11 protein-coding genes are annotated in these 15,391 nt (G+C 68.7%); 6 read left to right on the top strand and 5 right to left on the bottom strand.

The features are described from left to right. Window positions 1-99 precede the first annotated feature (99 nt). Together AC07OZ_RS14720 and AC07OZ_RS14725 are read left to right on the top strand one after the other, a co-directional pair. Window positions 100-429 (top strand): hypothetical protein, encoded by a 330-nt coding sequence (locus AC07OZ_RS14720; protein WP_495467837.1) that lies wholly within the window; start codon window positions 100-102, stop codon window positions 427-429. Window positions 430-569: 140 nt separating this feature from the next. After that, window positions 570-1,451, top strand: coding sequence for a ChaN family lipoprotein (locus tag AC07OZ_RS14725; protein WP_495467838.1), 882 nt, complete (start codon window positions 570-572; stop codon window positions 1,449-1,451). 161 nt (window positions 1,452-1,612) lie between these two features. Here the strand turns inward: AC07OZ_RS14725 and AC07OZ_RS14730 are convergent, their stop codons facing one another. The 5 genes from AC07OZ_RS14730 to AC07OZ_RS14750 form a co-directional block, all read right to left on the bottom strand. Then, window positions 1,613-2,422 (bottom strand): DeoR/GlpR family DNA-binding transcription regulator, encoded by an 810-nt coding sequence (locus tag AC07OZ_RS14730; protein WP_495467839.1) that lies wholly within the window; start codon window positions 2,420-2,422, stop codon window positions 1,613-1,615. Between the two features lie 68 nt (window positions 2,423-2,490). Next, window positions 2,491-3,498, bottom strand: coding sequence for a BadF/BadG/BcrA/BcrD ATPase family protein (locus tag AC07OZ_RS14735; protein ID WP_495467840.1), 1,008 nt, complete (start codon window positions 3,496-3,498; stop codon window positions 2,491-2,493). A gap of 77 nt (window positions 3,499-3,575) precedes the next feature. After that, the gene (locus tag AC07OZ_RS14740; RefSeq protein WP_495467841.1) at window positions 3,576-4,751 is read right to left on the bottom strand and encodes an SIS domain-containing protein; all 1,176 of its coding nucleotides are present in this window, start codon (window positions 4,749-4,751) and stop codon (window positions 3,576-3,578) included. An 87-nt stretch (window positions 4,752-4,838) separates the two neighbouring features. Then, window positions 4,839-6,149, bottom strand: a complete 1,311-nt coding sequence (locus tag AC07OZ_RS14745; protein WP_495467842.1) for a D-tagatose-bisphosphate aldolase, class II, non-catalytic subunit — start codon at window positions 6,147-6,149, stop codon at window positions 4,839-4,841. Between the two features lie 47 nt (window positions 6,150-6,196). Then, window positions 6,197-7,087 (bottom strand): EamA family transporter, encoded by an 891-nt coding sequence (locus tag AC07OZ_RS14750; RefSeq protein WP_495467843.1) that lies wholly within the window; start codon window positions 7,085-7,087, stop codon window positions 6,197-6,199. Window positions 7,088-7,505: 418 nt separating this feature from the next. Here AC07OZ_RS14750 and AC07OZ_RS14755 point away from each other — a divergent pair, with 418 nt between their 5' ends. The 4 genes from AC07OZ_RS14755 (at window position 7,506) to AC07OZ_RS14770 (ending at window position 15,389) form a co-directional block, all read left to right on the top strand. Beyond that, window positions 7,506-10,382, top strand: coding sequence for a TonB-dependent receptor (locus AC07OZ_RS14755; RefSeq protein ID WP_495467844.1), 2,877 nt, complete (start codon window positions 7,506-7,508; stop codon window positions 10,380-10,382). 183 nt (window positions 10,383-10,565) lie between these two features. Beyond that, complete coding sequence (locus AC07OZ_RS14760; RefSeq protein ID WP_495467845.1) at window positions 10,566-11,390, top strand: endo alpha-1,4 polygalactosaminidase; 825 nt, start codon at window positions 10,566-10,568, stop codon at window positions 11,388-11,390. 43 nt (window positions 11,391-11,433) lie between these two features. Further along, window positions 11,434-12,576, top strand: coding sequence for an amidohydrolase family protein (locus tag AC07OZ_RS14765; RefSeq protein WP_495467846.1), 1,143 nt, complete (start codon window positions 11,434-11,436; stop codon window positions 12,574-12,576). Then, the gene (locus tag AC07OZ_RS14770; protein WP_495467847.1) at window positions 12,573-15,389 is read left to right on the top strand and encodes an alpha-galactosidase; all 2,817 of its coding nucleotides are present in this window, start codon (window positions 12,573-12,575) and stop codon (window positions 15,387-15,389) included. Before AC07OZ_RS14765 ends, AC07OZ_RS14770 begins: the two co-directional genes overlap by 4 nt. Window positions 15,390-15,391 lie beyond the last annotated feature (2 nt).

A 15,391-nucleotide genomic window follows, 5' to 3' on the forward strand; every position in this document is an offset into this window, starting at 1 on the left:
CGGCGCGGCATCGGTACCGCGCGTCGCGACGCGGCGCGCGGCCGGTGCGGCCCGTATCCGGCACGCCCGACGTGCCTCACTTCTGAAGGAGATTTTTTCATGACCACCGCATCGCAGACGACGCTGGGGAACACGTCGTCCATGGAAGACGGATTGCAGCAACTCGGCCGGGAGTTCGCGAATGAGCTCCTCGCCCAGTTGACCTCGTTCCACCAGCTGGGTGGGGCCTGGACCGAGGTCGACAACACGGTCCTGAAGGAGACGATGTCTCCCGCGCAGAACGAGGACTTTCGCGCGGCGCTCTCGAACATGTTCCTGGCCATGGACGTCGCCGCCCGCGTGGCGGCGACTGTCCAGACGGAGCAGCTCCTGCAGACACTGATCGACTCCCATCCGAGCGTGTTGGTGCAGTCGAACGCGGTCGTGTGATCCGACCCGTTCCGGGAGCGGCATGCGGGGCGCATGCCTGACAATGCAGGTTCGACCCAGCCAACGCCGCGGCCGCTGCTTCCAGCGGCTCGCGGCGCCGTCGCCAGGCCCGTTCGCACCCTGCATCCAGGACCGCTTCCATGAACATTGCCTCTCGCGGCGCCACCCTGGCGCTTCTTCCGCTGCTGCCGTTGGTGCTCGCCGCTTGCGCGTCGTCCACGACAACCGCGACGACCGCGACGACCGCGACGCAGATGGCGCCGGCGTCCTCCAGGACCGAGCCCGAATTCGTCCTGCTCGGCGAGCTGCACGACAACCCCGATCATCACCGCGCCCGCGCGGAACAACTGCGCCGGCTGATCGCCGAGGAGCCGAAGACGGTGATCGTCTTCGAGCAGTTCTCGCGTAGCGAGGACGCGGCCGTCGCGGCCGCGCGCAAGGCCGAACCCGGTGACGTGAACGCCGTCATCGACGCGGCGAAGTTCGATCGCAAGGGCTGGCGCTGGCCGCTCCATCAGCCGCTGTTCGATGCCGCGCTGCAGTCGGGGGCTGAAGTCCGTGGCGGCAACATCGATCGCGACCAGATCCGCAGGATCGTCCGAGAGGGCGACGCCGCCTGGCCCGCCGATCTGCTCGCACTGCGCGATCGCGCCGCGTGGAATGGGACGCAGCAGGACACGCTGCGCCAGGACATCCAGGACGGCCACTGCGGCGCGATGCCGGAAGCAATGCTGCCCGGCATGGTCCAGGCGCAACGCGCGCGCGACGCCGCGATGGCGCAGGCGATGCTCGACGCGCGGAAGTCGGGTGCGAAACGCGTCGTGCTGATCGCAGGGAATGGGCACGTGCGGCGCGACGTCGCGGTGCCGGTGTACCTGCAGGCGGCGGGCGTGCCGGCGTCGGACATCGACGCCATCGCGTATCTGGAGCCGGGTAGCGCGATGACCGCCGGGGGCTATGACCGCGTGGAGCGCGCGCCCGCGCCGTCGCGGGAGGATCCCTGCGCGCAGTTCAAGAAGTGACTGCGGGATGAGACCGCCCACCTGCGGCGGTCCGGGCGTTGGCCGCCATTGCATGGGGCCGCAGCCGGCTAGCGGCTGAACCCCAAGCAATGCCGTCCCCCATCACTGTCGTCCTCTCACGGTTTTGCGACCGGGGACGGCGAAGGGGGGAAGGGACGTGCTTATGCCAGGACGACCTCGACGCCGCGGCGCCGCAGTTCTCCGACGATGCCCTCGTCGGCTTCCCTGTCGGTGATCAGCATGTCGATCTGCTCGACCGGCGCGATCACCGAGAGATTGCGCTTCATCAGCTTGGAGGCGTCCGCGACCGCGACGATCTGGCGCGCGATCTTCATCATCTGCGCGTTGAGCTGCGCCTCCAGCAGATGCGGCGTCATCAGGCCGATCTCCGGATCCAGGCTGTCGACGCCCAGGAACAGACGGTCCGCGTAGAGGCTCTGCAACGCCGTCACCGCCTGCGGGCCGGACAGCGAGTACGAGTTCTGCCGCAGCAGGCCGCCCGGCATGATCACGTTCACGCCCGGCACCGTCGCCAGCAGCACCGCGATGTTCAGCGCGTTGGTGATGACGTTCAGCGACTGCAGCCGCAGGCCGCGGATCTGCTTGGCGATCTCTTCCGTCGTCGAGCCGGAATCGAGCAGGATGGTCTCGCCGTCGCGGATCAGCTTGGCCGCCTCGACGGCGATGCGCACCTTCTGCTCATGATGCAGCTTCTGCTTGACGCTGATCGGCACCTCCTCGGTGTCGCGATGCGCGAGCGCGCCGCCGTGCGTGCGCAGCAGCGCGCCCGTCGAGGCCAGCGCATTGAGGTCGCTGCGGATCGTCACGACCGAGATGCCGAAGCGCTCGGCCAGTTCCTCCACCGTCACCTTGCCTTGCGCCTGCACCTGCTCGCGGATCAGCCGCCGACGCTCGTCGATCAGCAACGCGGCGTCGGGTTTCTCGGCGATGGTGGAAGTCGTGGTGGTCATGGGAAACGGAAGCGATGAACTTTCGGATGATATCGATCCGGCGATGTTCGCAAGCCTCGGCCCGACCCTCAGGCTCCCTCTCCCGCTTGCGGGAGAGGGTACGGGCCAGCAGCCGTCGCAGGCCGGAGCCGCACACCGACCAGGCGGGCCGCGTACATGGCCGCGCCGATCTCCGGACCGAATCGCGGCGCGATCAGTGTCGCGCCCGGCACGTCGCGCGCGAGCGCGCGCCGCAGCGCATCGGTGACGGTGGCGCCGGCTTCGAAGACGCCGCCGGTGTAGGAGACCGGGACCTGCGCGTCCGCCGGCAGCGCCAACTGCCGAGCGATGGCGCCGGCGAGCGCTGCGAGCTCGTCGCCGGCGCGACCCAGCAGTGTGATCGCCTGCTCGTCGCCGTCGGCCGCCGCCGCGGACACGAGCCGGGCGAACTGCGCGAGCCGGCTGCGCGCCGCGTCACCGTTGATGGCCGCGCAGAGGTCCAGGTCGTGCGCGAGCTGGAAGTGTTCCCGCACCAGACCGAGCAGCGGTCCCGGCGCAGCGCGGCCATCGGCCATGCGCGAGAACAGCGCGAGGCCCTCGCGCGCCAGCCAGTAGGCCGAGCCCTCGTCGCCGAAGACTTCGCCCCAGCCGCCGGAACGCGCGCCGCGTCCTTGCCATTCGCCGTAGGCGATCGAGCCGGTGCCCGCGACCAGGCTGATGCCGTCGTCGCCGCCGAGCGAGCCCGCCCAGCTGCAGACCATGTCGTTGCCGACGACCGCGCGGGGCAGCGCGCCGGCGAGCAGGCTGTCGAAGTCCGCGATCAGCGCACTGTCCTCGCCGTGGGCCGGCAGGCCGGCGAAGGCGGAGGTCACCTGCGCCGGCGCCACGCCGGCCTGCTTCAGGGTCTCGGCGACGCCGTCGCGCAGCAGCGCGCGCAGCGCGCCGAATCCGATCTCCAGGTAGTAGCTGGTCGTCGTCGCGTGGCGGGCGAGCAGCCGGCCGTCGCCGTCCAGCAGCAGGAAGGAGGTCTTGGTGCCGCCGCCGTCGATGCCGAGGAAGATCGGACGGTCGGCGCTGTCGTGGATGCCGGGAGTCATGAGCGGGTCGGTGGACAGGTCGGAGGACGGGCCATTCACGGGGCGTTGCGCGTGTCGATGCGCGAGCGCCGGGTGGATCAAGGCGCCGAAGTGGCGAGCGGATGGATGATGACGCCGCTGACGACGCGCGTCACGGTGCCCGAGGCACTGGGATTGTCCGGCGTGATGCCCAGCTTCAGCGAGGCCAGCAGCGCCAGGCATTGCGCGAAGACCAGCGCCACCGGCGCCAGCGCCAGGTCGGGCGCGTTGACCGGCAGGTCGAGCAGCACGTCGTCCGCGGCCAGGGCGTCCTCGGCGTTCAGCGCCGAGGTGCTCAGCGCGACGATGCGGCCGCGGCCCTGGCGGCGCAGTTCGCGCAGCAGGTCCAGGTCGTAGCGGCGGGTGTAGCTATCGTTGGACAGCACGATCAGCACCAGCGTGCGGTCGTTCAGGATGGTCTTCGGGCCGTGGCGGAAACCCAGCGGCGAATCGGCCAGCGCGACCAGGCGGCCGTCGCTTAGCTCCAGCACCTTCAGCGCGGCTTCCTTCGCGAGGCCCTGCAGGCCGTTGCTGCCGAGCACGACGACGCGCTCGAAGGGCTGCGCGTTCAGCGCGTCCAGCCGCGCGGCCTCGGTCGCGAGCAGGTGGCGCGCCGCGTCGCCGAGTGTCTCGGCCGAGGGCAGCGCCATGCCGAAGGCCCAGGCCGCCGCCAGCAGCATGCCGGTGAAGCTCGAGGTCATGGCGAAGGCGCGGTCGTGCGTCTCGTCGGGCAGCAGCAGCACGTGGGCACGCTCGCGGTCGCCCAGACGGCGCGCCAGGGTGCCTTCGGCCGCGCAGGTGACGGCGAGGTGATGGCACTCGCCGACGGTCGCGTCGGCCAGTTCCACCGCGGCCAGGCTTTCCGGGCTGTTGCCTGAGCGGGCGAACGAGACCAGCAGCGTCGGCACGCCCGGCTGCAGGCATTGCGCGGGGTTGGAGACGATGTCGGTGGTGGCGATCGCCTCGACGCGGAGGCCGGGCTTCGCGCCCAGTTGCTGCAACAGCGCGGGGGTCAGGCATTGCCCGATGAAGGCGGAGCTCCCCGCGCCCGTCAGCACGATGCGCAGGTCCGGCAGCGCCAGCAGCGGCTGCAGGAAGGCGTCGATCGCCGCGCGCTGCGATTGCACCAGCGCGTGCACCGTGCGCCAGACCTGAGGTTGCTGGGCGATCTCGCGCGCGGTGTGCGGCGCGCCGCGGCGGTCGAGTTCGGCGGATTCGAAGTTGAGCAGGCTCATCGTGACAGGTCTTGTTCTGTGGGAAAGGGCCGGGTGTCGGAGCGGTTCAGGCGTTCAAGGCGCTCGGACGTCCGGGCGTTCAATCGTTCATGCGGCGCAGGCGGCGAGGTACGGACGCAGCGACTGCGCGGCGCCGTCGCGGAGCAGCTCCGCGGGGCGGTTGCGCAGGCGGCCGTCGCGGATCGCGTCGTACTGGCGCGGCAGGAACTGGCTCAGCAGCGTCAGCGGCGGCGGCGAATGCTCGAGCCGGTCCAGCAGCGCCGCGCAGGCGGTCTGCACCTTCGGATGCGCCCAGTAGTAGCGGATGCGGTCGCTGAGGCTGTAGGCCAGGTCGACCTGCAGGCGCGACGGGTCCTGGTAGTAGGGCGCCCAATGGCTGGGCTCCGCGCGCATCACGCCGAGCACGGTGTCGACCAGGTTCTCCTGGCCGGCCTGCGGGCCCAGCCATTCGCGCTCGACGGCCGCCAGCGCCCAGAGCGTCTCGCGCAGCGCGAAGGTCGCGCCAGGGCCGACCTTCAGGATGGCGAAGTGGTCGCGCGCGAGCTGGGCGATCCGCTCGGGCGTCTGGTAGTCGGTCGAGTGCGCCTCGAAGACCAGGCCCGGCTGCGACTCGATGAACGCGCTCAGCGCGCGCGCCTTCTCGGGCTTGTAGTCGATGACCTTGTGGTGGTCGAACTCGACACCCGGCTGCACGACCATCGCGATCACGCGTTCCCAGGCGGCGTCGAGGCCGGACTTCGCGAAGGCGTCGCGATGCAGCGCCAGCGTCGCCCCCGCCGCTTCGGGCGAGGTCACCGCCAGCTCGTCCAGGTCCTCGTGCGCGCCGCCCGGCACCGGCACTTCGGTGCCGATCACGTAGACGGGCGGCTCGCCGCGATCGGGCGTGTCGCGCCAGGCGGCCTCGGCGGCCAGGCACAGGCGCACCGCGCGGGCGGCGATCTCGGCTTCGGACAGCGGCACCGGATCGTCCGCGCAGGACATCGAGCAATCGAGGTGGATCTTGCGGAAGCCGGCCGCGACATACTGCGCCACCATCACTTCCGCCTTGGCCATCGCCTGCGCCGCGGGTTGCTTTCGCCAGGCATTGGGACCAAGGTGATCACCGCCAAGGATCAGCAGCCCCGGATCGACGCCCTCGGCCTTCGCGATCGTTTCGACGAAGCGGCGGAAGTCCACTGGCGTCATGCCGGTATAGCCGCCGTCCTGGTTGACCTGGTTGGAGGTTGCCTCGATCAGCGCGGGGCGGCCGAGCGCGCCGCACTCGCGCAGCGTCGCGGCGATGACGACGGGATGGGCCGAGCACATCGAGGGAATGCCGATGGCCGGAGCGGCCGTGCCGGCCGGGGATCCCGGCGCCGACTGCTTGTGGCGCCGCACGAGATCGAGCATGAGCTTCAAGGGGAATCCTTCCTGTCGAATGAGGGTGGGGCGGACGGCCGCCGGGGTCAGGCCTTGCTGTCCTTGCCGTCGCCTTCGGGTTGCAGGGCCAGCAGCAGCGCGGCGAGCAGTGCCAGCGCGACACCGGCCAGCTTGAAACCGCCCGGCGCGGCGCCGCTCATCGCCATCGACGCGAGCGCTGTCAGCAGCGGGGCGCCGGCGTTGACCAGCGGCGAGACGACCAGCGCCTTGCCGTAGCGGAAGGCGTAGACCAGCGTGAGCGCGCCGATCGCGTTGAGCACCTGGATGACGGCGGCCAGGCCGGGGCCGTCCCAGCCCCAGGGAATCGGCTTGGAGAAGTCCGTCATCCACAGCGCGGCCGGGATGCACAGCAGCGCGCTGAGGGTCATGTAGAAGAAGATGCTCTCCGCGCTGGCGGCGTTGTTGGCCGTCTTCAGGAAGAAGGCCTGCAGCCCCCACGCGGCCATCACGATGATGGCCAGCGCGAACCACAGTCCCAGCGCCTGGCTCTGCTGGCCGGGCTGGTAGTCGAAGAGCGGCAGTGCGAAGAGCGCCAGCACGATGCCGGCAACGCCGAGCTTGCCGGTACGCTCGCGCAGCAGTCCGAAGGACAGCGCGATCGTGACCCCCGGCGACAGCGACACGATCGGGAAGATCAGGTAGGCCGGACCGGACTCGACCGCGCGGAACAGCAGCATCTGCCCGCCCGCGCCCAGCAGGCCGACCGTCAGCCCCTGGATCACGGCGCGGCGGTCGCGCTGCAGCTGCCAGCCCGCGCGGGCCAGCACGAACAGGGCCGGCGGGATCATCGTCAGCGCCCACACGACGTAGACCAGCGTGTCCGGGAAGCCGCGTTCGGAAGACAAGCCCGTCAACGCGCCCCACGCGCCCCAGAAGAGGGTCGTGACAAGCGCGTAGGTCAGCCAATGTCGTTGCATGGGGGGTCGCTTTCTTTCTTGGAGGGGTTTCGACCGCTTGGAGGGGTGTCGAAAGCTTTCGAACGAAAGAATAGGGCAACGAAACCGGAAACACAACGGAAGAAACCGTGACGGGCCCTGAACAGGCGCATTTCGCGGGAAAACCCGGAGAATTCAGGCGCCATCGCGGTGCGTGGAAAGGATTGATTGGCTCGAATTCTTTCGACCGTCATCAATTCGAAAGAATAAACGTTGGTAAAAACGATATGCGAAATTAATCGAAAGACTACGTAGACTTGCGCCAAGCCGGTCAGAGGTCCAGGGACCGGCGCTCCGCGCCAGCCAGAACACGAGACAAGGCGCGCCTTCAGCGGATGCCCTCCGCCGGTCCCGGAAGAGAGCCCGGACGCGGCGGACAAGACAACAAAGGAACCATGAGATGCGAGCTCCCCTGTCTTCCCTTCTGAACGCCGGCTTCGCGCCGCGGCCCGTCGCCGCCGCCGCCGCGATCGCCGCCGCGCTGACCGCGATGGGCGTGGCCCAGGCGCAGGTCCAGCCGCCGGCCGCGGCCGCCTCGGCGCCCGCCGACGCCAAGGCGGACGTGAAGGCCAAGGACGCCGACCAGACGCTCGAGCGCGTCGAGATCACCGGCACCCGCGCCAGCCTGCAACGTTCGCTGAATCTGAAGCGCAGCGCGTCGGGCGTGCAGGACAGCATCAGCGCGACCGAACTGGGCCGCTTCCCCGATGACAACGTGGCGGACTCGCTGAGCCACATCACCGGCGTGTCGATCTCGCGCACCGCCGGCGGCGAAGGCCAGAAGGTCAGCGTCCGCGGCCTGGGTCCCGAGTACACGCTGACGACCTTCAACAACCGCATCCTCGCCACCGACGGCGAAGGCCGGGACTTCGCGTTCGACGTGCTGCCCTCGGACATCATCAGCGGCGCCGACGTCGTCAAGTCCGCGCAGGCCTCGGTGATGGAAGGCGCGATCGGCGGCCTGGTGAACCTGCGCTCGGCCAGCCCCTTCGACCAGCCCGGCCAGCACGGCCTGCTCCGCGTCGAGGGCGACCGCAACACGATGTCCAAGCTGAACGGCGGCAAGGTCTCGGCCACCTACAGCAACACCTTCGGCAAGGAGCTGGGCGTGCTGTTCGGCGTGGTCTATGCCGACCGCAAGGTCCGCACCGACACGGCCGGCAACGACGGCGGCTGGACGCGCAACCCGATCTCCGATCCGGCCGCGAACTGGACCGGCAATGCGTGGGGCGGCAACATCGACCCGAACGGCAACGGCGTGCTGGACAAGGACGAGGAAGGCCTGATCGGACCGGGCCAGTTCCGCGTCGGCACCATCCAGGAACAGAAGAAGCGCACGGCGCTCTCGGGCAAGGTCGAATGGCGGCCGAGCGACTCGCTCAAGGTCGTCGTCGACGGCATCAAGACGCGGCTGAACTCGCCGCAGGTCGGTTATCAGCAGTCCTTCTACACGCTGTTCTCGCCGGGCCGCTGGTCCAACATCAAGACCCAGAACGGCGTGGTCACCGGCTTCACGATGGACAGCACCGATCCGGAGCTGATGCTGAATCCGGAGCTGCTGAACCTGACCACGCACCGCGTCGTCGACAGCGCGGTCTACGGCATCAACGCCGAGTGGAAGGCCACCGAGACACTGAAGTTCAACGGCGACATCTACCAGTCGACCTCCAAGCGTCACTCGGGCGGGCAGGACACCTACACGGTGCTGCGCATGAACCAGCCCAACGTGACGACGGTGAACCTGACCGGCTCGCAGGTGCCCGACATCAAGACGACCTTCTCCGACGGCCGCGACCTGATCTCCGGCCTGGCCAGCGGCGCCTTCGGCCCGAGCGACTTCAACACCCACTACCTGGGCCTGAGCGGCGACAACATCGACGACAAGATCCGCGGCCTGACGCTGAACGGCGCGTGGACGGTGGACCGCTTCAACGTCGACCAGATCCAGTTCGGCGTGCAGGCCACGCGGCGCGACAAGAACCGCGACCTGGTGGACAACGCGATCAACGGCGGGGAGAACTACTACTCCGGCACCAACGCGATCAATGTCGGCCAGCTCGGCGGCAACGTGCTCAACGAGCACCTGACCCCACCCAACTTCATGAACGGCGTCAGCGGCAGCTTCCCGCGCTCGTTCCTCGGCTTCGACGTGCCCAACTACCTGGCGGCGCTGCAGGCCTACAACGGCAAGCCGCGTCCGGACGGCGGCACCTACGACTTCAGCCAGGCCGGCCCGGTCTGGAACCCGCTGCAGAGCTACCGCGTGCGCGAGAAGACGACCTCGTTCTTCATCGAGGCGGATCTCTCCGGCGAGAAGTGGAACGCGGACATCGGCGTGCGCCTGGTCAAGACCAAGACCACGGCCAAGGCCTGGGACGCCAAGATCGAGAGCCTGACCGAGAACGGCCCCTTCAACTACACGGCCGTCTATGCGGACCCGACCGAGATCGGCCAGAACGCCGAGTACACCTACGGCCTGCCGTCGGCCAACTTCGTCTGGCACTTCACCGACAAGCTGCAGCTGCGCCTGGGCGCGGCCAAGACGATGGCGCGTCCGTCGGTCGAGCAGCTCGCGCCGACCAGCACCACGGCCAGCGTCGCCTGGGGCGACTTCACGCAGGTCTTCGGCGGCAACGCCGATCTGAAGCCCTACAGCGCCAAGCAGTACGACGCCTCGCTGGAGTGGTACTACGCGCGCAACTCGGCGCTGACCTTCGCGGTGTTCCAGAAGGACATCAAGAACCAGATCACCACGAGCTGGGAGACCGGCGTCGACATCGGCGTGCCGGGCCACCTGTTCAACGTGATGAAGCCGATCAACGGCGACAAGGCCAAGGTCCGCGGCATGGAGATCGGCTTCCAGCACCTGTGGGACAACGGCTTCGGCGTGCGGGCGCAGTACACGCGCAACCGCTCCGACAGCTGGGTGGGCGGCGAGAAGCGCCCGCTGGAAGGCATCGCGCCGGCGACCTCCTCGCTGGGCCTGCTGTACGAGAAGGGCCCGTGGAGCATCAGCGCCACGGCCGACCACACCGACGACTTCGTGTCGGCGATCAACGTGATCGGCCCGGGCTTCAACGAGCGCGCCAAGGCCATCACCTGGCTGACCGCGCAGGCCGCGTACGAGGTCAACAAGTGGCTGCGGATCTCCATCGAGGGCCGCAACCTGACCGACGCCAAGCAGGAGTACACGCTGGGCGACGGCAACATCACCCTGCCGCAAGGCTACAACCGCTGGGGCAGGGCGTTCACGATCGGGGCGAGCATCAAGTTCTGATGCCGCGCTGATCGAAGAAGGACAGACGAGCAAGACAAGCAAGCAGGACAGACAGGAGACGCCGGACTGGGCCTTCCAGTCGGCGTCATCCTGTCGCCGCATTCGAGTCGGGATGTTCTTGAGAGGACGTTGGGCGTTCCACAACAAGCGGGCCGCGTTGCCGGCCCGATCCCAGGAGAACTCATGAAACGATCGCTGATCCGTTCGATGGCCACCCGCCTCGCCACCGCTGCCGCACTTGCGGTGGGCCTCACCGCCGCGACCGGCGCGCAAGCGCAGTCGTGGTGGAAGCCCGGCGTGAACACGACCTGGCAGTGGCAACTGACGGGCACGCTCAACACCGGCTACAACGTGGCCGTGTACGACATCGACCTCTTCGACACCTCCGCGCAGACGATCGCCGGGTTGAAGGCGCAGGGCCGCAAGGTCGTCTGCTACTTCTCCGCCGGCAGCTCGGAGAACTGGCGCGCCGACTTCGGCAGCTTCAACGCCGCCGACATGGGCAAGGCGCTGGACGGCTGGGCCGGCGAGAAGTGGCTGGACACGCGCTCGGCCAACGTGCGCGCGGTGATGCTGAGCCGGCTGGACCTGGCCGTCTCCAAGGGCTGCGACGGCGTCGAGCCGGACAACGTCGACGGCTACACCAACGCGACGGGCTTCCCGCTGACGGCCGCGACGCAGCTCGACTACAACAAGTACCTCGCCAACGCCGCCCACGGCCGCGGCCTGGCCATCGCGCTGAAGAACGACGTCGACCAGCTGGCGCAGCTCGAGCCCTACTTCGACATGGCCGTCAACGAGCAGTGCAACCAGTACGACGAGTGCGGCGGCTACTCGGTCTTCACGAGCAAGAACAAGCCCGTGTTCAACGCCGAGTACGCGTCCAAGTACAAGAAGAACACCAACGGCGCGCGCGACAAGCTCTGCACGAAGATGACCGCCGCGAAGATCCGCACGCTGGTGCTGCCGCTGGATCTGGACGACGCCTACCGCTACAGCTGCAACTGACCTTTCCTCCACTGTTTCCACAGTAGTTGATCCAATGACCCACATGACGAGAACTCCCGTCCGCGCCGCGCTGCCGGCCCTGCTGAGCGCCGCACTGACGGCCGTTGCGATGGCCGCCGCTCAAGGCGTCCTGGCGGCACCGAAGTCCAAGGACAACGAGGGAGCCCGCTACACGATGGCGGACTTCGCGAAGGTCCCGAAGATCGATTCGCACGTGCATCTGCACAACGCCGATCCGGCGTTCATCGACGCCGCGCGCCAGCTCGGCTTCAAGGTGCTGACGATCAACGTCGACTACCCGGACTTCCCGCCGCTGGACGAGCAGCAGCAGGCGGCGATCGAGCTGCGCAAGGCGCGTCCGGCGGACGTGGCATGGGCGGTGAGTTTCTCGTCGGAGACCTCGGATCAACCAGGCTGGCTCGATGCGACGAAACAGCGCGTCGATGCCGGCCTGCGCGCCGGCGCGGTCGGCGTGAAGGTGTGGAAGAACATCGGCATGAGCCTGCGAGACAAGCAGGGCAAGCTCGTCATGATCGACGACGCGCGCTTCACGCCGCTGTTCAGCTACTTCGAGGACAAGGGCATCACGATGCTGGGCCACCAGGGCGAGCCGCACAACTGCTGGCTGCCGCTGGACAAGATGACGGTCATCAACGACCGTGAGTACTTTGCGCACCACCCCCAGTACCACATGGCGCTGCACCCGGAGATGCCGAGCTGGGAAGACCAGATGGCCGCGCGCGACCGCATGGTCGCGGCGCATCCGAAGCTGAAGTTCGTCGGCATGCACATGGCCTCGCTGGAGCGCAACGTCGACGAACTGGCCGCGTTCCTGGACCGTTTCCCGCTGGCCAAGGTCGACCTGGCCGCGCGCATCGGGCAGCTGCAGTACCAGAGCCAGCGTGACCGCGAGAAGGTGCGCGCCTTCATGATCAAGTATCAGGACCGTCTGATGTACGGCACCGACGTCTCGCAACCGCCGCAACAATCGGGGGCCGAGCTGCTGAAGGAAGTCGAGCCGGTGTGGCGCATGCACTGGCGCTACTTCAACACGGAGGAGTCGTTCAAGGTGTCTGATCTCGCCAAACCCGTGAAGGGCCTGGGTCTGCCCAAGGTCGTCGTCGACAAGCTGTACCACCTCAACGCCGAGCGGAGCTACCCCACCGCCTGGAAGGCGGCTCAATGACCGGGCGCCGCGCATTCCTCCAGTGGCTGGGGGCGGCCCCGGTCGCGACGATCACGCCGAAGCTGGCTCTGGCCGCCACCGTCGCGTCGCCGGGTGCCGCTGCGGCGGCGCGGGCGGCCGATCTCGGGCGAGGTCATGTGCGGCTGCAGGATGAGCGGCTCTCGCTGCAATTCGATGAGCGCATGCGCAGCCGGATCGTCCGGCTGGGCGGCGCGCGTCCGCTGGCGCTGACCGGCTTCGATGCGGGCGAGCAGCTCGTCATCGCGGAATTGAAGCCCGTCGCGGCGGGCGCCGCGTTGCTCGGCGCCGAAGCGGCCGGCGCGCCGCCGCCCACGACGTCACGGACGCTCGAACGCTTCGCGCTGACGAGCGCGGTCCCGAGCAGCGGCGCCACGCCCTTCGGCGCGGGGCAACGCCTGACCCTCACCGGCAAGGCCGAAGGCGCCGCCGTCGAGAAGACGATGACGGTGACGCTGCTCGACGAGCACCCCGGCGTCGCGCTGATCGAGGTCGCCTTCATCAACCGCGCCGACAAGCCGCTGATGGTCCAGGGCTGGACCGTCGCGTCGCACCGCCTGCTGGCGGCACCGCGGCATGCGGGCGGGTGGTGGACCTACTCGGGCTCGACGCACACGGACCGGCGCGACTGGATGCAGCCGGTCAAGCGCGGCTTCGAGCAGCGCAATTTCCTCGGCATGGATTCGTCCGACTACGGCGGCGGCACGCCGCTCGTGGACGTGTGGCGGCGCGACCTGGGGGTCGCCGTCGGCCACCTGGACAAGCTGCCGCGCCTGGTCTCGCTGCCGGTGAAGGCGGTGGGCGAGCAGGTCGACATCGCGCTGCGCGGCGACGAGCCGCGCACGCTCGCGCCGGGCGAGACGCTGGCGCTGCCGCTGGCCTTCGTCGCCGTGCACGAGGGGGATTGCTTCGTCCCGCTGGACCGCTATCGCCGATTGATGAATGCGCAAGGCCTGATCGCCCCCGAGCCGCCGCGCAGCGCGCACGACGCGGTCTGGTGCGCGTGGGGTTACGAGCGCGATTTCTCGCTGGCGCGCGTGCGCGCCACGCTGCCGAAGGCGCAGGAACTGGGCCTGAAGTGGGCGGTGCTGGACGACGGCTGGCAGCGCCAGACGGGCGACTGGTTCGACATCGATCTCAAGAAGTTCCCGCGCGGCGAAGAGGACATGAAGGCGCTGGTCGCCGACATCCATGCGCGCGGCATGAAGGCGCGCCTGTGGATCGCGCCGCTGGCGGTGGCGCCGGGCAGCGACGAGCTGCACGGACACGCGGATCTGCTGCTGCTCGACCAGAACGGGGCGCCGCAGATGATCACGTGGTGGAACTCCTTCTACCTGTGCCCTGGCGCGAAGGGCACGCAGGAGCGCACGGCGGCGATGTTCCGCAAGATCATCCAGGACTGGGGCTTCGACGGCGTCAAGGTCGATGGTCAGCACCTGAACGGCGTCGCGTCGTGCTTCAACCCGAAGCACCAGCACAAGAAGCCCGAGGATTCGTACGAACACATGGCGGACTTCTACCGCGTGATGTTCGAGGCCTGCCATTCGGTGAATCCGGAAGCCGTGGTCGAGGTCTGCCCTTGCGGCACGAGCTACGCGTTCCACAACATGCCGTGGATCGATCAGGCGCCGGCGTCGGATCCGTTGTCGAGCTGGCAGGTGCGGCACAAGGGCAAGGCGCTGAAGGCGCAGATGGGGCGCTGGTCGGCCTATGCCGGCGACCACGTGGAGCTGTCGACCGGCGGCATGGACTTCGCGTCCGCGGTGGGCGTCGGCGGCGTGGTGTCGACGAAGTTCACGTGGCCGGAGGATCCGAAGCCGAAGGATTCGTTCCTGCTGACGCCGGAGCGCGAGACGCACTGGCGCAAGTGGATCACCGCGCACAACGCGAAGGGGCTGTCCGACGGCGCCTATCGCGGCGAGCTCTACGACATCGCGTTCGACAAGCCGGAGACGCACGTCGTCGAGAAGAACGGGGTGATGCACTACGCGTTCTATGCGCCGACGTTCGACGGCACGGTGACGCTGCGCGGGCTCGGCCCCGGCGTGTGGAAGATCCGCGATTACGTGAACGGGGTGGACCTGGGTTCGGTCGACGCGGCGAGGCCGACGCTGAAGGTGAGCTTCAAGGACAACCTGCTGATCGAGGCGGTGCTGAGCTCGGCGATCGAGCGCCCGCTGGCGCGCGCCGCGCGCTTGCCTTCGCGGTTGATCGGACGCGATGGTTTCGCGCTGGCGTCAGCGTGGGAAGAAGCGCCGGCGCTGTTCTTCGCGCACGACTGGCGCGGCCGGCCGTTGACCGGCACGCAGTCGACGCGCGTGCAACTGCTGCATGCGGAAGGCGCGCTGCACCTGCGCTTCAGCAGCCGCTACAACGCGCTGACGACGTACGAGCGCGAAGTCTCCGCAACGGACATCTGGCCGCTGTGGGAGCGCGATGTCGTCGAGGTCTTCCTGCAGACGCCGCAGGATGCGGGCACGGACCGCTATCGCGAGGTCGAGGTCTCGCCGAATGGGCTGGTGATGGACCTCGAGGTGCGCGGGCAAGGCCGCAAGCGCTTCATCGGCGAGAGCCTTGCGCGCACGTCGGTGGATGAGGTCCACCGCGTGTGGACCGCGGAGCTCGTGGTGCCGATGCCGCGCAGCGCGCAGTCGCTCGACGGCTGGCGGATCAACCTGTTCCGCGTCGAGGGGAACAAGGAGTCGCGGCAGTTCAGCGCGTGGAATCCGACGGGTAGCGAGAAGGCGAACTTCCATGTCCCGGCTGCATTTGGGCAACTCCGACTCGAAGCCTAGCC

It is taken from the genome of Roseateles sp. GW821-FHT09G03, assembly GCF_059416045.1.